Here is a 16,516-nt window from a genome sequence, read left to right on the forward strand (position 1 = left end):
CTCACGTCTGTGGACTCAACGCGCTTCGCGCCTCGGTCATCATCGCGAAGAGGTAGCCCAGAGCTGCTGCGACGACGGTCCCGGCGAGAACGGTGCAACGTCCGAGTCCTCCGGGATCCGTCCGGCGCTGCTCGACCGTCACACTGTCACGAAGGTAACGCAGGACGGCCGCCGGGACCGTCCTGGCGAGATACGAACGCTCCGAGCTCGTAGCGTCCGCCGCCCCGACGAGGCCACTGATCTGTCTTTTGGAGACGCCCTCGCCGAACGACCGCCGCAAGACGTAGCGGACGTTTGTCCTGGCGCGGCTCACATGGTGTCGCACACGGACATCCGGGTCGAAGATGATCTTCGCAGCCGGGTCTTGACGGGCGATCCGGATACACAACTCGGTCTCTTCGCAGCCCACCGGCAGCGTGCCCACCCGTCCGAGGTCGGTGTCGAATCCCCCGACGTCGAGCAAGGTCCGGCGACGGAACGCCATGTTGCACCCCATCAGATTGCGGACCGGCGCCGGCGCGGTCGGCAAACCCGCGTAACTGCATCCCACTGTCCAGTCACATTCCCGGGGAAACCAACGGGGTCGGTCGCCGGGCCACACCGGCTCTGCGTATCCGCCCACCGCCGCAACATCGGAGTCGGTGAACTGCCCGGAAAGTCGCCGACGCCAACCGGCTTCGACGGCGGCATCGTCATCGACGAACCCGACGATCTGACCGGAGGCGAGACGGGTGCCGCAGTTGCGGGCACCGGAGAGACCGCGCTTCTCGTCGTTGGCCACCACCCAGATCAGCGGCTTGAGCGACGAGGCGAACTCCCGCCTCGCCAGGTCGAACAGCTCGTCGTTGTGGTCGATCACCACGATCAGTTCATCGTCGTCGGTCAGTTCGCGTTCGGCGGCGTCGACCGATCGGATCAGGTCAGCCCATCGGTCGGTGGTGTACGCACAGATCACCACCGACAACTTGCCGATGTCACTCTTTTCCATCAGTCCTCTTCAGTTCCGGTCGAAGTCTTCGCTCGTGCAAGGTCATTCCTCGTACGACCACACCGCAGCCCAGTCCACGAGAACCCGGCCGCGGTTGTTCCCGTCGCCTCGGGTCTCGGTCTGCAGTTGCCAGCGCATCGGTGTCGTCGGGACCCACTGCGTGCTGTCCAGGACCACGGTGTCGTCGAGCAGGTACCGCACACGCCCCGGCGACCATTCGATGGTGTAGGTGTGCCAGTCGGTGAAGCGCGCCCCGATGTCCCGGGACGGGATCTTGCACCCGTCGCAGGAACCCTCGCCCGCGAAATGCTGCCATCCACCAACGGTTCTCGACAGCCAGCCTTCGGGAAAGTCGAGTTCGCCGTCCCGCGGCCACTGTTCCGATTGCGGCCACAGGAGCCATGCGACGTAGTACTCGTCGAGGTCTGGTGTGTCGACCCGCATCCGGACCGAGTAACGCCCGTAGGTCTGGTATTGGCTACCGGTGTCGAGTATCGGTGATGCACTCGCCCCCGCCGGAACCCCGTCGACGTTGTGCAGATCGAAGACGAGGTACCCGTTGTCCACACTCAGTACCTCGTCCGCTCGATACGGCCGACGGTCGAAGGTGTCCGGGAAACACCGCGGATAGGTCAACCACTGCTGACCTTCCGCGCCGGTGTACACGACGTCGTACGGGGAGCACTCGTTGGCCCAACTGCCCACCGGCGCATCACGATCGAAATCGTCGAAGAACACCTGCTTCCAGCCGGGGAGGTCTCCGCGAGGAAACCCCCGCGCCGGTGTCATCCCACATCCGACGATCGGGGCGAGGAGAACCACCGTCAGCAGTTGCAGGAATGTACGGAACCAACCACCTCGCGCACGCGTCATATCCGGCCCACCATGTAGAGCAGGGCGGAAGCGCAGGCGATCGCCGTGGTCGTGATCGCCACGACGGTGAGGACCTGTGACACGCGATCGGTGGACACCGCTCCCCATGGAGGGACCCGATGCTCGCGCCGAACGGCGGCGGCTACGAAAAGAGCTGCGGCCGTGACGAACAGTAGGACGGTCGCGATCACGGCGCGGCCTCCAGATCGATGTCGGGAGCCCCCAGGCGCTTCAGCACGTGGACCTCTCCGTCGTCGTAGGCGGAGACGAAACCGTCCCGTTGCACCATCAGCGCGAGTTGTCGGGCGACCTCGTCCGGGCTGATCCCGTACCGGTACTGCAACAGCTTCTCGTCCTCCTCGGATACCAGCAGATAGTCGATGTCCTCAGCCGCAGTGCATTCCGCCAACTCGCGCTGTTCGGCGATGCACGAGGCCCCGATGTCGTAGGCCCGCGGCAGTCCGATCGTCGAGCCCTGCCCCCAATAGGCGATCGCGGAAGACGGCGCCTGGGCCACCAGCTCGTCGGAAACCCGCACGGTGGCCGGCCGCGAATACTCGAACGAGGTGTTGAGCGCGCGATTGGAGACCCCCAACACCGCGACCACGAGAGTGAGTGCGACTGCACCGATCGCGAACACGGTGGCGGGCATGCGCGCGGAACCTCGGATTCGACGCGCCGCACCGACCACGGCGAGCGCGGCCAGTGCGGCCAGCGCGGGTGACGCATACAGAAAGCACCGTACGAGCACCTCGCCGCCGTAGCTCTGCACCACGACGAGTGCGAACGGGACCATGGAGAGGATGGCGAGGGGTGATCGGAATCGGCTCTTGCCGAGACGGAACCAGCTGATCGTGGCCACCAGGAGGAGCAGGGCGGTGCCACCGATCCTGAGGTACTGCATCCGACCGTAGACCGGATCCCCGGTGATTCTGTCAGACAGCCCGGAGCTGACACTCGCGGTGACGTCGCCGATCTCGGTCAGGATCTGATCGAGGTGCCCGAGCCAATACCCGCTCGCACCGAAGGTGAACCACGCACTGAACAGGAGCAGTCCGGCCAGCCAGAGCAGTTTGTGTCGTGTGGACCCGACGAGGGCGAGCCCCGCCAGGGCGGCAATGGTCACCATCGGGGTCAACTGGTGACTGACCACCATCGCGGCGACGAGGACGATCACAACTCCCTCGACCGCGTATGAGAATCCCGGTCCACGACCACGTGGTCGTCCTGGCACGCGTCGCCATGCGCGCCAGAAGCCGACGGGCGGGAGGGGTGAGACCCTCAGCTGCCAGATCAGCACAGCCACGATCGTCACGTACAACTGCATCGCGAGCGCCTGGGGCGCAAAGTAATCCTGCTGGTACCAGTTGAAGAGAATGTAGATGGTGATGGTCCCCCATCCGACGCGCGCGCTTCCGGACACGCTGTGTCCGAGTGCGTACAGCGGAAACATCAGCAGAGTGCCGAAGATCAGCGACGCGCTGGTGAGGAAGACCGTGCTGTCGTCGAGCCCACCCGTCCTCATCACATGCGCCGCGCCCGCGAAGAAGCCGCTCCAGCTGATCCGGCCGTCGACCGCGGGCGGCAGCGCGCCGAGCTCGGAGTACCAATCGGTCAGGAACCGGTGCACGTAGGCGGTCGGGAAAGGCGGTGTGCCACTGGACCATGCGACCGGCATGCTCATGTAGACGATGAGCATCACGTTGCTCGCGGCGAGCCCCGTCCGGTGCAGACGGCGTCGACGATACTCCCGGAACAGGGCCACACAGAGCGCAGCCAATCCGACGAAGTAGGAGACCCCGAGGATCGGCACGAGCCCGTACACGCCCGCCTGCTCGGGATGCAATCGGGCGACCGCGATCAGAAACAGGACGAGGGATCCGCCCAGCAGCGCCGCGGTGACCCGATCGAACGTCCGGACCGACGTGATCACCGCCGACGCCGCCGCTCCGGCGCCCGCGCGCAGGTCGGACGACGGACGCGGACATCGTGCTCTGATGAGTACACCGGTTGCGACGGCAGCGATCACGAGGATGACCGCCTGCGCGAGCAGCGGATGCCAGAAGCCGGCGAGGAGCGAGGCCAGCCCGATGATGGCGGTCGTGCTCAACGACAAGGCGATGGCGACGCTCGGCAGAAGTCCGTTGCGCGGCCAGCCGAACAGCCCCGCGATCGGTAGCCCGGGGAGAACCAGGGTCACACTCACCACCGCCACGGCACGGAGCCCCTCGGGCAGGAGCGGAGCCACCCCGGACGCCGTCAGAACGCACATCAGCGCCGAGACCGCGATCGCCATGATCGACAGGAGCGCGACGACGGCCGGTGCGCGGTCAGGAATCGAGTGCGCGGTCGGCGGGTTCGGTACCGCCCGCGCGATCGCGTCCTCGAGTCGGTGAACCACGGCTATACTTCCGTGGCCCGGCCCGAACCGATCGCGGGGCGGTAGAAGGATGTCACCGCGGAGACAACCCGGTCGAGATCCGCTTCGCTCATATATGAGTGCAGCGGAAGGGTCAGAACCCGGTCGGCAGCGGCGTGGGTCACGGACAAATCGCCGCGTCGGCTGTTTCGGTAGTAGCTGAATTCATGCGCCCCCTGAAAGTGAATCCCGGTGGCGACTCCGGCGGACTTCAAGTGTTCGACCAACCGGGCGCGTTCGGAGCGACCCCCGGTCCTGATCACATAGATGTACGGAGCTACGTCAGACCAGTCCGTGTCGAACAGCTCGAGCTCGGGGATGTCGGAGAATGCCGAATCGTAGAACCGACAGTAGCTTTGGCGATTGGCGATGAACTCGTCGACCCTGGCCAATTGCGACAGTCCGATCGCGGCGGGCACCGAGCCCAGGTGGCACCGGTAGCCCTGCCGGACGACGTCGAAGTCCCAGTTGCGCTGGTTCCGATATCGCGCGTCGGTGTCGGAGTCGATGCCGAGATGCCGAAGTTCCCGAAGCACCTGCAGATCAGCGGGATCGGAGGTGACGATCGCCCCACCCTCGAGCGTCGTGATCATTTTCACCGGTCCGAAGCTGAAACATGTGATGTCACCGTGTGATCCGACGCGGCGTCCAGCCCGGACGCTGCCGAAGGCGTGGGCGGCGTCCTCGATCACCCGCAACCCGTGCTCGCGCGCGATGGCCATGAGCTCGTCGAGATCGCACGGGAAGCCGAGATAGTCGACCACCAGAATCGCCTTGGTGCGAGGCGTGATCAGCTCGCGCACACGCTGCGGGTCGATGTTGAGGTACCGCGGTTCGACGTCACAGAAGACGACCTCAGCCCCGGTTCGTGTCAACGCCTGATGACCCGCGACGTAGGTGAACGACGGGCAGATCACTTCATCGGACGGGCCGAGTCCGATCAGCCGGGCCGCCAGATGAAGCGCTTCGGTACACGAATTCGTCGACACGACAGTTCTTTCGGATGCGCCGAGGTAGGTTCCGACCTCCTCCTCGAACTGCTTGCTGAGTGCACCCATGCCCAGCCATCCGGCCGCGAGGGCATCGACTGCAGCCTGCTGGACATCCTCGCCCAGGTAGGGGCGGTAGACGGGCACCGTCGAGGTGGCTCGTTCCATCGAGGTCGTCATGACCAGCACCTCCACGGCGCCTCTCCGCGATCCCAGAGATCATTGAGGAAGACCTTGTCCCAGATGGTGTCCATCCCGCGCCAGAATCCGTCGTGCTGGTATGCCGACAGCTGCCCCTCAGCGGACAGGGTCTCCAGCGGCTCCTTCTCCAGCAGGGTGGCGTCGCCGGCGATGTAGTCGAGGATCTTCGGCGACGAGACGAAGAACCCGCCGTTGATCCAGCCGCTGCTGCCTTCCGGCTTCTCGACGAATCTGGTCTGCGGCGAAGAGACGTCGAGCGTGCCGAACCGCCCGGGTGGTTGCACGGCCGTCACCGTCGCGATGCTGCCCGACATCTCGTGGTGCGCCAGCACCTTTCGGATGTCGATGTCGGCGACACCGTCACCGTAAGTGAACGAGAAGGTCTCGTTGCCGATGTGTTCGCGAGCGCGCAGGAGGCGGCCGCCGGTCATCGTGTCCAGACCGGTGTCGAGGAGGGTGACGCGCCACGGCACACCGTTCGACGAGTGGTTCTCGATCGCGCCGGTGCCCAGATCCACGGTGACATCGCTGGCGTGCAGGAAGTAGTTGGCGAAGAACTCTTTGATCATGTAGCCCTTGTAGCCCAGCAGCACAACGAAATCCGTGACGCCGGCGGCCGCGTAGATCTGCATGATGTGCCAGATGATCGGGCGTCCGCCGATCTCGACCATGGGTTTCGGCCGGTCGACGGACTCCTCACTGATCCGGGTGCCTCTGCCTCCTGCGAGGATCACCGCTTTCATGACCGATCACCCGTCCATCGCAGATCGGCGTCGAGCACGTCGGCGTCGAGGAGCTCGCGCAGGACTCGCAGCCGGACGAAGTCGTTTCCGTTGAACCGGTCCGCGCTCAGGCCCGCGTCGACGTAGGCGGCGTGGATCTCCGCGATGCCGGTGGCCAGGGTCCACTGCGGCGCATAGCCCGGTAGCGACGTCTCGATCTTGGTGAAGTCGACGACGTAGTTCCGGATGTCGACGACGACGTCGTCGGCGAAGGCCACCTCGCACTCGGGCACGATGTCGGCGACCATCTTCGCGACATCCCGGATCTGATGGTTGTCACTGTTGCGACCGACGTTGAACACCTCGTTGTGCACGGTCGCCGGTGGCGCCTGCAGGACCGTGACGATCGCGTGCGAGATGTCGCGGACATGGACGAGCGGTCGCCAGGCGGCGCCATTGCTCATCAACAGCACCTTTCCGGACGTGACCGCATGCCCGACGAGGTTGTTCACCACGACATCCGTGCGGAGGCGACGGGAGATCCCGTACGCGGTGGCGTTCCGGAGAAAGGTGGGGCAGAAGGCGTCGTCGGCCAGCTCGCTGATCGCTTGTTCGGCGCGGACTTTGGATTCGCCGTACGGAGTGACGGCCTCCATCTCGGCATCCTCGGTGAGCGCACCCTCCGCGCCCGCCCCGTAGAGGCTGCACGACGACGAGAAGACGAAGCGGGCAACGCCGGCCGCCTTCGCGGCTCGGGCGATGCCCACGCTGGCATCGAGATTGATGTCGTAGGTGAGCTCCGGGTTCAGCTCGCTGACCGGATCATTGGACAGTGCCGCCAGGTGTACGACGGCGTCGAACCCCGCCAGATGACGCTGCTCGACGTCACGGATGTCCATGTCGAGCGTGGGTACGCGCAGCGGTTCCGTGCGGAAGTCGCGGTCCCGATAGTAATCGGTGTCGAGCCCGACGACGTCGTGTCCGGCGTCGACGAGCATGGGGACCAACTCGGCTCCGATGTATCCGAGATGTCCGGTGACGAGAACCCTCATCCCCGTCCTCCTGTTCGTTGGCTGTCGAGGTGCCGACTGGGCACCTTGCTGAATACCGGGGCGATCCCGGCGTAGATGTGTCTGATCTGTTCCGTCATGCGGACTTCGCTGAAGTCATCCGCTACGGCGAAAGCTCTGTGCGCGAGCCGATTCCATGACGTCCGATTGGTCAGCACGTCGTTGATCCGGTCGGCACGGTCGTCTGCCTGCGGGTCGATGGCGACACCGCACGACCTCTCGTTCACGATGTGTGCGATCTCGCCGCACGGGGTTGTCGCCACCGGCGTGCCGCTGGCCAGCGCCTCCAGCGCCGACAGCGGTAGGCCCTCCCACCGCGATGTGAGCAGGAACATCCGGGACCGGGCAACCTGTGCGCGTGTGTGCGCGTGGGTGTCCCCGACGCTGATCTGGACCACGTCCTCGAGGAGCAGTTCCTGGCGTCTTCGGAGGAAGTCGTCCTGTAGCGGTCCCGTACCGGGAGAGATCCACAGGCAACGAAGACTCTCCCGCCGTTCCGAGAGCTCCTTCACCAGTTCGAGGAACAGCAGCGGGTCCTTCTGCTCGTCGAACCGCGCGACGTTCACGAGGTCGTATGGCCTGTCTTCATAGGCCGCAATGGTGGCGCCCAGCTTCCGTACTCCGTTGTGCACGACCGAGACCCGCTCAGCAGTCACGTGCGGGAAGTTCGCGAGTAGTGACGCCCGGACGGCGCCCGACACCGCGACGATCCGCTGCGTGCGATACGACAGGCCGCGATGGTCGGTGAGCACGTTGTGTACGTGTTCGACTGTGCGGGAACCACGCCCGAGCGCAGCGGCGATCAGTCCGAGAAATCGTTGCTGACAATGGATCACGTCGGCGGATCGCAGTGCGCGGAGTGCTGCGGAGTCCGTGAGACGAAGCCGTCGGATGCCGGCATCGGCGAGCCGATGGTCCCATTCACCGGCCGCCAGCGACAGCACGTCGACCTGATGTCCCTCGCCCGCGAAGTGGGTCGCGACCTGCAGGATGAAATGACTCACCCCGCCGGGACTCATCCGATCCGTCATCACCACGATCCGACCACGCCGCTCACCGGCGTCGTCGACCTTGACGGAGGTCACGGCTCAGCCGGCCGGGTGACCCGAGGAGACCTGGGCGGCGCCTCGATGATTGTCATCAGGACGTATCGTCGCCGGCCGCCTGCCACCTCGCGCCTGCCACACGGTGCGCAGCACCCGTCGGCCGTCGGAGATCGCGTTGAGATTGGAATTACCTGTGCGACGCGGCATTTCCAGGCTCGGAACCTCGGCGATCCGCAGGCCGGCCTGCACCGCGCGTACAGTCATCTCGGCCTCGATCTCGAAGCCGGTCGCCTGCAGATCCAGAAGATCCAGGTATCGCCGATGGAAAGCGCAGAAGCCGTAACACAGATCGGTCAGCTCGGTTCGGTACAAGCTGTTGAAGAACGCGAGCAACCCGTAGTTGCCCAACCGCCGGAACCGGGTGATGTCGAGTGACCCGCCCCCGCCCATGAACCTCGACCCCTTGACGAAGTCGTAACCGTTCTCGAGGAAGTGCAGGAAATGCGTGATCTCCTGCGGAGCCATACTGCCATCGGCGTCCATCATGACGATCATGTCGGACGTCGCGGCGGCGAAACCGGTACGCAACGCACTGCCCTTGCCGGGTCCGCTCTGTTGCACGATCTTGATGTCGGGGCGGTAACTCCGCGCGGTGATGAGTGTTGCGTCGGTGGAGTTTCCGTCGATGAGGATGATCTCGTCGATCCGCTTGGGGATCTGTTCCAGCACCCACCCGATGTTCCGTGCTTCGTTGCGAACCGGAATGATGAGGCTCACCGTGGATGTCGTGGGGCCACGATCTCGGTGAGTGACGAATTGAGTGTTGCTGAGTCGATGCTGGGCATCTGGTTGCGCCGCAACAGTTGCGGTCCCGTTGTTCTGCCCGGTCATTTCGATCACTGTGTCCAATCCCGCGCACGGTCCAACCACACGTGTGTGTACGAGACTTCCCCCCGGAAGCATCGACTGAACGAGTCGAGCGAGTGCGCGTTCTGAAGTAGAGAGACAGGGCCGTCCTCCCCGACGACCCGATTCGGACAGTAGCAGAGGATCGGCGAGATGGGGAGGCGTACAGCGCGCCTGTTGAGCTTCGCGAGGCGAACGGATTCCGAACTCGGAACGCGTGGCAGCGCAACCAAACTCGTGCCAGACCACGTACCGGGCGGTATGGTCAGCCGTCCTCTCGGCCCTGAATGCGCATCCAGGGTTAATGGCCGATACACGCGGTAACGCACTGCCTTCCGGGCGCGAACACGGGTTGAAAGCCCAGCACAGCGGCCGGCCTCCACACGCGGTCGGCGGATTCAGTGAGTCGCCGTTACACGCGCTGCGTCGTCGACCTGCGATTCACAGCTGGGTTCGAAGCGTCGTCCGACGACCGCGGTCTGCGGCCCCGAGCCGGAAACACACGCCTACGCCGCGTGGTCAAGAGTCGTTCGGTTTCGATCTCAGAATCGCGAGTGTGATTCGCGGCACTGTTGGGATCCACCCGGCGGGCTCCAACGAATGGAAAGTGACCCCGAGGTCGTCAGACCTCGAGCAGGAAAGGCTGCCGGCGCGCGATGAACTCACCCACACCTCGGTCCCCGTCACGGTCGGCGCCGGCTCCCGCGCCTCGAGACGAGAGGCCGGGGCGACCCCCGGAACCGCGGGTCGAGCAGCTCATCGCGGAAGCGACCTCGCTCTTTCAGGACGCCGGCTACCGGAATGTGAGCGTCGAGGAGATCGGCGCCGCCGTCGGACTGACCGGGCCGGCGGTGTACCGGTATTTTCCGTCCAAGCAGGACATTCTCGCGAAAGCGCTGGCGACGCAGGTGGAGGGGGTACGCGCACTCCTGACCCAAGCCGAGGAGCGCAGCGAATCGCCGGCCGAACAGCTCGGCGTGTTCTTCGACCTGCTTGCGACCAGGGCGGCGCACGGCGACGTCTCGACACTGTGGACCCGCGAGCGACGGCATCTCGACCGATCCGATCTCGACGACATGGACGGGCACCACCGCACGCTGATCGACGCATTGGCGTCGAAGTTCGACGCCACCGAGGCCGGCATCGACGCCCAGACCGCGAAACTCCTCGCGACCGCGGCGGTCAGCGTGTTCTCGAGCACCGCCGCGATGCGGGGTTCGCTCACCCCACGGCGGCTCACGCAGATCCAGCGGGCGGTCGTGGACTCGATCCTGAGCTGTCCGCTTCCCCGCGGGGCACAGTCCCGCGCGCGGTTCGCCGATGGATCCAGCCGACGGCCCGCTGCGCGGCGTGATCGGATACTCGCCGCCGCGACCCGGATGTTCTTCGCGCGCGGATTTCCCAACGTCCGAATCCACGAGATCGCCGCCGAAGCGGATGTGTCGCCGGCGACGGTCTACCAGGAGTACGCGGGAAAGACCGACATCCTGATGACCATCATGCGTCGAGGTCTCGAGAATCTGCACTGGATATCCGTCGACGCACTGGCGGAGTCCTCGGCGGTTGAAGCGCTGGACGTCCTCGTAGGTGTGTTCCTCGACTACTCGCTCGGCCCGAACGGTCGAGTGTTGGTCATCGCCCTCCAGGACATCGTGTATCTGCCGGAAGCAGACCAGGTCTCACTTCGCCGGACCGCGTCGGACTACACCGCTGAGTGGACTGCCGCGATCCTGGCCCGTTCACCGACCCTGGCGCACGCCGATGCCAACGCGCTCACGCAGGCACTTGCCGGATTCGTCTACCAGGTCATCTCGTCGCCAGAGCTCCGCTCGCGGCCGGGCATCGAAGGCGAGTTCCGCGCGCTGGCATCCGCCATCCTGAGCCCGGTCGAACTCTGTGGCGGTCCCGGTACCCAGGGCCTGAGTCCGCGCCGGCTCGCGGACATTCCGCGAAGCCAAGTGGTCCGTGCATCGCGGCCCTACTCGAAGTAGCGGCGCGGCACGTCGACGAGCATGGTCGTGATGTCGGCCTCGCTCACCCCGCGTTCGCGCAGGGCGGGCAACACCTCTTCACTGACGTGCCGGTAGTTCCACTTCGGGAGTGCTTGCTTCTTGGCCTCGTGGTCGAACCAGTCGATGAAGCAGGCGGCGTCGTGCGCGAGGGCCATGCGGTCGGCATAGCCGCGCTTGCACAGTTCGGCGACGGTGTTCACCCGTTCGTCGAATGGCAGGAGGAGGTCGAGCCCGAAACGATCCATGCCGAGGATGGAACCGGCGTCGGCGAGCTTCATCAGGTAGTCGAGGTCGACGCTGTCACCGGAGTGGCCGATGACCACCTTCGTCAGGTCGGCTCCCTCCTCGGCGAGGACCCGCTGGGCGACCAGACCCGACTGACTGTGCGGATCGGTGTGGACGGTGATGGGCGCCCCCGTCTGGGCGCTCGTCTGTCCCACCGCGCGCATCACGCGCTCAACTCCCGGTGTCAATCCTTGTGATTCGATGGCGCACTTCAGGAAGGCCGCTCGCACACCGGTGTCCGCGATCCCCTCGGTCAGGTCCTTCGTGAACAGGGTGACCAACGGTTCCGGGACGTCGAACAGCATTCCCGGTCCGGCATAGTGGAACTGGAACGGGATGTCGTTGTAGGTGTAGAGGCCGGTCGCCACGACGATGTTGAGGTCGATTTGTTCGGCGATCCGTTGGATGCGTGGGATGTACCGGCCGAGACCGAGAACCGTCGGGTCCAGGATCGTGTCGATCCCGAGCTCCTTCAGTTCGGTCAGGTCGCGGACCGCTTCGGCGACCTTGTCGTCCTCGTCCCAGTCATCCTGGTAGTTCTGCCGGAACTCCTCGCCGAGGACGAACACGTGCTCGTGCACCAACACGTTTCCGAGGTCTGCGGAATCGGTCGGGCCGGTCGCGGTGTGGACGGTGGCCATGGAACCTCCTCACCGAGAGGCCGCGTTGCCTCCCACTCCGCCGAACCCTAGTCGACGCCCTGATGTGGCAGGCGGCTTTCGCCGTTCGTTGTCGCCGGCGACCGCCACGGTCCTCACCGGTCGGGCCTCAGGCAGCACGTGGCGCGGCGAGTTTCTCCATGGCCCAGTACGACGTGCCGGCGACGACCGCCCCGGCGAGCCACGACAGATCGATCCCACCGAGGGCGACGGCGACGGGGCCCTGCAGCACGGGCAGCATCCCGTACATGAACATCCCGGTCGCGGTGACGCCGAGAGCGAGCGCGACGAGGGCGGTCGGCCGGACCATCGGCAGGACGCTGTCCGCCGGTGTGGCGAACAGACTCTCGGCGTCGATCTGTTGCCGAGCGATCAGGAACCAGTGCACGAGAACGACGCTGCCCCAGGGGCTCAACCAGCCGACGATCGACACCAGCCAGAAGTCGATCGTGGTCGCGAAGTCGCTGTTGAGCACGAAGTAGACGACGATCGCCATGGCCACGACGCCGATGATGATGTTCAGCAGGCGCCGGTCGATGCGGATGTCGAGCGCCTGCGTCGACACCGTGCACGTGTAGATGTTGAGGATGTTGGTCGCGAGCGGTCCGTGGATCACCAGCAACAGAACCGGCAGTGCGAGTACGCCATAGGCGTCGACGATGATCTCGCCCGGATCGGCGGAGTCGCTCAATGTCGCCAGGGACGCGCCCAGCACACCGAGCCAGACGACCGGGATGAACTGTCCGAGTGCGCTCGCGAGAAACAGCTTGCGCGACGGGACGTCCCGGGACACGAAGCGCGAGTAGTCGCCGGCGTAACCGATCCACGTCAGGCCCCAGCCGATCCCGATCGCGGTCATCACCGCGGTGATCGCGCCGACGTGGGCCGACCCGGTCAGCTCCGGCGCGGTCGTCTGCCCCCAGTTCACGTCCAGGCCGACCCACGCGACGACGGTCATGACGAGCAGGATCGCGACCGTCGGGGGCACCGTCCACCGCTCGAAGGCGGAGATCACCCGATAGCCGAACCACGCGATCGTCACCTGCATCGCCATGATGACCGCCGCCACGACGATGCGTGCGCCGTTGTTGTCGAGCTCAGGGTCGACGAGCCCCAGCTCGCCGAGCAGCGCCATCACCAGATCGAGGACGATCCAGGTGTTGACCGCGCACCAGCCCATACAGACCAGGGCCTGCACGGCGGCCGGGACGTAGGCACCCCGGCGCCCGAAGACGGCCCGCGACAGCACCATTCCGGTGACCCCGGTGCGTTGACCGATGACGACGAAGATGCCGAAGATCGTCATGCCGATGGCGTTGCCGACGACGAGGACCGCCACCGTCTCCCATAAGCCGAGGCCCATGGTGACCCCAAGCGCGCCCAGGACCCAGTTGATGGGTGCGATGTTCGCACCGGCCCAGATCCAGAACTGTCCGCGCACGTCGTGGGTCTTGGCGGATTCGGGGATGAGTTCGAGTTCGGCCTCGGCCTGCGGGATCGAATGGTTCGGTCCGGGTGCCGATGGGGACGCGGCGTCGAGTGCGGTCATGAAGTCCGTCCAGAGATCTCGGCCCCTAGTTCGGGCGTGGTCGGGCAGGGCGCGCGACGATGCGCAGTGCGTCCATCGTGGTCCGCCGCATCCGGACGCGACAGCTACAGAACGCCCACATTCTGTCCGCCTGACACCGACAGTCTGTCCCACCGCCGCGCGCGAATGGTCACGCGGGGATCAGGTTGCGCTTTGTCCCGGGAACCGGGCGCAATCACAACGAGATCCGAACTGTCAGGCCACGTCCTGCACGTCGGCGGCCGACGCGCCGGTGATGATGTCGAGGACACGGGGGTACTCGGGTGCGTTCGAGGTGACCACCGAACCGTGGTTGCCGCCCGGGATGAGTACCGCCTCCGCGTCGCCGCCGGCCTTCACGACGGCGGCGGCGTACCGCTGTGAGTTCGCCGGCGAGACCGTTCGGTCGGCGGTGCCGTGGACGGCGACCACCGGGGTGTCGGGATCGATGTTCTGGATGGGATCGACCATCGTGTACCGCTGCGGAACCTGCGTCGGGCTGCCGCCGAGGGCGGTCACGATGCGGTCATCGCCGTGCGTTGCGGCGTAGGTCATGTCGAGCGGACCGGCGAGGGAGACGACGCGCGTCGGGCGGAACAATGGTCGTGCACCGACCTCGTCGTCCTCCAGCTTGTGCCGGGTGCCACCCCACACCGCGAGTTGTGCACCCGCGCTGTGCCCGACGATCAGCTCGTCGTCGGTGTCGATCTGCGGGAACTGCCGGTCCACGACGACGACGTGATCGAGGGCCGCCGCGACGTCGCGGAACGTCGTCGGCCATCCGCCGCCCGAACCGACTCGGCGGTACTCGATGTTGTAGACGGCCATCCCGCGGCCGGCGAGGTCTTGCGCCAGCGGCTCGAAGATGTCCGCGCCGAGAGCGCTCTGCCACGCACCGCCGTGGATGAGGACCACGAGCGGTATCGAATCGACCCGCTGCTCGCCCGCGGGTAGATACAGCTCGGCCCAATTCTGGTCCGTGTCACCGTCATCCGGGGTCGGGTAGTCGACCCTTTGGACGGTCACCTCGTCGAGGTACTCGGCCGGGGCCGCCGTGGCGCTGCTGCTCGAGGTCGAGACGGGCGTCGTTCCGTCCGCACACGCGGACAGCGCCACCACAGTCGCGGCCAGGACGGCCAGTGCGAGGCGGCCACCGCCCGACGTGATCCTCACCGCGCGCTCAGGGGCACGGGGGTGATCGACGGACCGCTACGAACGGTCGCCGGGACCGGTCCGAATCCCGGCCACAGATTCACCGGCACCGTGACCGTCGCGCCCGCGGGCAGCGAGATCGACGTCGGGCTGACGGCGATCCGATCGGTGAAGGTGTCACTTCGTTCGACCTTCAGACGCAGTCGCTGCGCCCGTCCCTCCGACCGGATGGTGACACCGGTACTCGCGGTTCCGACCGACACCGCCGAACCCGGGCCGACTGCCAGCTGCGACGTCTCGGTCGACAACGAGCGCAGCGAATCCTCGGTCGCGACCCCGAACTCCGCGGTCGACGGCGCAGACGAGGTCACCCTCATCCCGTGACGCGCCGGATCGGCGTCGATCACGGCGACGGCGCCTGCGGGCACCTCGAGATCGCCCATCGCGACCACGCCGCCCGCACTGAGCACCGTGGCGTCGATGTCCGCGGTACGACCCGCTTCCACCCCGTCCACGATGATTCGGAACGTGCGGTTGGCAGGCACCGTGAAGGTCGCGGAGTTGTCGTTGTTGAAGAGGATCTTCTTGTCGACGCCCGGGATCGCACGACCGGCGGGGTCGGTGACCCGCACGTCCCAGTCGACGTCGCCTGCGCCGCGCGCGCCACCGTTGTTGTCCGAGACGATGACCACGGTCTCGTCACTGCGCAGTTCCGGATCCTGATGACGTGCCAGGATCGGCGCCAACGGGACGAGCATCATCTTGTTGAGCGGGGAGCCCTGGAACAGCAGGGTCGGCTCCGACGGATTGGTCGCGGTCGAGTAGTACCAGCTGTTCGCGGCGGGGTCGGCGACGATCATCTTCTCGACACCGGGGAAGTTGTTGTCGTACACGACGATGCCGCGCTTGCCCTGCCCGAGGTCGCGGATCGCGATCGGGTTGATGGCGTGTCCGGCGCTCTGTTCCTCGTCGGTGTAGATCGCCAAGACGTAGTTGTCGTTGCGCGCCCACGCCGACCGCAGACGGGACAGTGCCTGGGTGACCGTGAACTCGGACTGCGCCAGGTCGGTGGGCGGGAACCCCTGGGTGATGAACATCCGGGCGATGAGTTCGTCGAGCGGTGCCGACGGGCGGATGCTGTAGACGGACTGCCACGGCATCGCCAACGGGAACGGGTTCAGTCGCTTGGTGGCATACAGTCCGGCGAGTGCGGCCATTCCGAAGCAGTGCCCGCCCGACATCGACTCGTTGAATTCCTGCTGCACGAGTTCGGCCACCGTCGTCGGCGAACACACCCCGAGCACGATGCGGGCGCAGACCTCGTCACCGAAGACGGCACGCATGCCCTCGATGCTCAGGCCGCGGGTGTGCAGCGCATCATTCTGTCCCCAGTTCTCGAACGAGAAACCGTCCCGCCGGACCTGGAAATCGGCGTGCGCGACGACCTTTCCGGCCTGAGGATTCACCACCGGCGCCGCCGCGGACGGGCCGGACGAGACGATGGACAGACCTGCGGCCACGACCAGCACAAGTGCTGCCGCGGCGAGTCGGACCTGCCATCGATTTCCGCGCGCGCCAGTGAGCATTGCTAAACATTAGCGGACATTTCCGGCGTCGCCGGACGAGC

Annotated in this window: 13 protein-coding genes; 1 reads left to right on the forward strand and 12 read right to left on the reverse strand. The window is 65.9% G+C overall.

The annotated features are described in order from the left end of the window. Nucleotide 1: 1 nt before the first annotated feature. From FFS52_RS05495 to FFS52_RS05530, 8 genes are all read right to left on the reverse strand, one after another. Nucleotides 2–988, reverse strand: coding sequence for a glycosyltransferase (locus tag FFS52_RS05495; RefSeq protein WP_137809087.1), 987 nt, complete (start codon nucleotides 986–988; stop codon nucleotides 2–4). Between the two features lie 42 nt (nucleotides 989–1,030). Further along, on the reverse strand, nucleotides 1,031–1,861 hold the full coding sequence (locus FFS52_RS05500) for a glycoside hydrolase family 16 protein (RefSeq protein ID WP_240199041.1): 831 nt from the start codon (nucleotides 1,859–1,861) through the stop codon (nucleotides 1,031–1,033). Nucleotides 1,862–2,048: 187 nt separating this feature from the next. After that, nucleotides 2,049–4,262 carry a hypothetical protein gene (locus tag FFS52_RS05505; RefSeq protein WP_137809088.1) on the reverse strand — a complete coding sequence of 738 codons (2,214 nt, stop codon included), beginning with the start codon at nucleotides 4,260–4,262 and terminating at the stop codon, nucleotides 2,049–2,051. Between the two features lie 2 nt (nucleotides 4,263–4,264). Beyond that, complete coding sequence (locus FFS52_RS05510) at nucleotides 4,265–5,449, reverse strand: DegT/DnrJ/EryC1/StrS family aminotransferase (protein WP_137809089.1); 1,185 nt, start codon at nucleotides 5,447–5,449, stop codon at nucleotides 4,265–4,267. Next, the gene (rfbF, locus tag FFS52_RS05515) at nucleotides 5,446–6,213 is read right to left on the reverse strand and encodes a glucose-1-phosphate cytidylyltransferase (RefSeq protein WP_065631350.1); all 768 of its coding nucleotides are present in this window, start codon (nucleotides 6,211–6,213) and stop codon (nucleotides 5,446–5,448) included. The genes FFS52_RS05510 and rfbF overlap by 4 nt, the downstream gene beginning before the upstream one ends. Then, the gene (locus FFS52_RS05520) at nucleotides 6,210–7,244 is read right to left on the reverse strand and encodes an SDR family oxidoreductase (RefSeq protein ID WP_065631351.1); all 1,035 of its coding nucleotides are present in this window, start codon (nucleotides 7,242–7,244) and stop codon (nucleotides 6,210–6,212) included. Before FFS52_RS05520 ends, rfbF begins: the two co-directional genes overlap by 4 nt. Beyond that, nucleotides 7,241–8,347, reverse strand: coding sequence for a glycosyltransferase family 4 protein (locus FFS52_RS05525; protein ID WP_065631352.1), 1,107 nt, complete (start codon nucleotides 8,345–8,347; stop codon nucleotides 7,241–7,243). Before FFS52_RS05525 ends, FFS52_RS05520 begins: the two co-directional genes overlap by 4 nt. A gap of 3 nt (nucleotides 8,348–8,350) precedes the next feature. Further along, nucleotides 8,351–9,199 carry a glycosyltransferase family 2 protein gene (locus tag FFS52_RS05530; protein WP_137809090.1) on the reverse strand — a complete coding sequence of 283 codons (849 nt, stop codon included), beginning with the start codon at nucleotides 9,197–9,199 and terminating at the stop codon, nucleotides 8,351–8,353. A gap of 773 nt (nucleotides 9,200–9,972) precedes the next feature. On the opposite strand from FFS52_RS05530, the gene FFS52_RS05535 reads away from it, so the two are divergent. Beyond that, nucleotides 9,973–11,205 (forward strand): TetR/AcrR family transcriptional regulator, encoded by a 1,233-nt coding sequence (locus FFS52_RS05535; protein WP_277244823.1) that lies wholly within the window; start codon nucleotides 9,973–9,975, stop codon nucleotides 11,203–11,205. On the opposite strand, the gene FFS52_RS05540 is transcribed toward FFS52_RS05535, so the two are convergent. From FFS52_RS05540 to FFS52_RS05555, 4 genes are all read right to left on the reverse strand, one after another. After that, on the reverse strand, nucleotides 11,193–12,152 hold the full coding sequence (locus FFS52_RS05540; protein ID WP_137809092.1) for a phosphotriesterase: 960 nt from the start codon (nucleotides 12,150–12,152) through the stop codon (nucleotides 11,193–11,195). The two genes, FFS52_RS05535 and FFS52_RS05540, sit on opposite strands and share 13 nt — an antisense overlap. A gap of 127 nt (nucleotides 12,153–12,279) precedes the next feature. Then, nucleotides 12,280–13,719 carry a cytosine permease gene (locus FFS52_RS05545; RefSeq protein WP_137809093.1) on the reverse strand — a complete coding sequence of 480 codons (1,440 nt, stop codon included), beginning with the start codon at nucleotides 13,717–13,719 and terminating at the stop codon, nucleotides 12,280–12,282. Between the two features lie 234 nt (nucleotides 13,720–13,953). Further along, nucleotides 13,954–14,856 (reverse strand): prolyl oligopeptidase family serine peptidase, encoded by a 903-nt coding sequence (locus tag FFS52_RS05550; protein ID WP_137809196.1) that lies wholly within the window; start codon nucleotides 14,854–14,856, stop codon nucleotides 13,954–13,956. A 50-nt stretch (nucleotides 14,857–14,906) separates the two neighbouring features. Continuing rightward, nucleotides 14,907–16,475, reverse strand: coding sequence for a hypothetical protein (locus tag FFS52_RS05555; RefSeq protein ID WP_137809094.1), 1,569 nt, complete (start codon nucleotides 16,473–16,475; stop codon nucleotides 14,907–14,909). Nucleotides 16,476–16,516: the final 41 nt, after the last annotated feature.

This window comes from Gordonia sp. ALPHA1B1 (assembly GCF_005502615.1).
GTDB classification, from domain to species: Bacteria; Actinomycetota; Actinomycetes; order Mycobacteriales; family Mycobacteriaceae; genus Gordonia; species Gordonia hongkongensis.

What these genes read in the sequence shown, in the direction of transcription:
- FFS52_RS05495 (WP_137809087.1), bottom strand. Translation starts at nt 988, where the DNA reads ATGGAAAAGAGTGACATCGGCAAGTTGTCGGTGGTGATCTGTGCGTAC.
- rfbF (WP_065631350.1), bottom strand. Translation starts at nt 6,213, where the DNA reads ATGAAAGCGGTGATCCTCGCAGGAGGCAGAGGCACCCGGATCAGTGAG.
- FFS52_RS05555 (WP_137809094.1), bottom strand. Translation starts at nt 16,475, where the DNA reads ATGCTCACTGGCGCGCGCGGAAATCGATGGCAGGTCCGACTCGCCGCG.
- FFS52_RS05520 (WP_065631351.1), bottom strand. Translation starts at nt 7,244, where the DNA reads ATGAGGGTTCTCGTCACCGGACATCTCGGATACATCGGAGCCGAGTTG.
- FFS52_RS05510 (WP_137809089.1), bottom strand. Translation starts at nt 5,449, where the DNA reads ATGACGACCTCGATGGAACGAGCCACCTCGACGGTGCCCGTCTACCGC.
- FFS52_RS05530 (WP_137809090.1), bottom strand. Translation starts at nt 9,199, where the DNA reads ATGACCGGGCAGAACAACGGGACCGCAACTGTTGCGGCGCAACCAGAT.
- FFS52_RS05500 (WP_240199041.1), bottom strand. Translation starts at nt 1,861, where the DNA reads ATGACGCGTGCGCGAGGTGGTTGGTTCCGTACATTCCTGCAACTGCTG.
- FFS52_RS05540 (WP_137809092.1), bottom strand. Translation starts at nt 12,152, where the DNA reads ATGGCCACCGTCCACACCGCGACCGGCCCGACCGATTCCGCAGACCTC.
- FFS52_RS05545 (WP_137809093.1), bottom strand. Translation starts at nt 13,719, where the DNA reads ATGACCGCACTCGACGCCGCGTCCCCATCGGCACCCGGACCGAACCAT.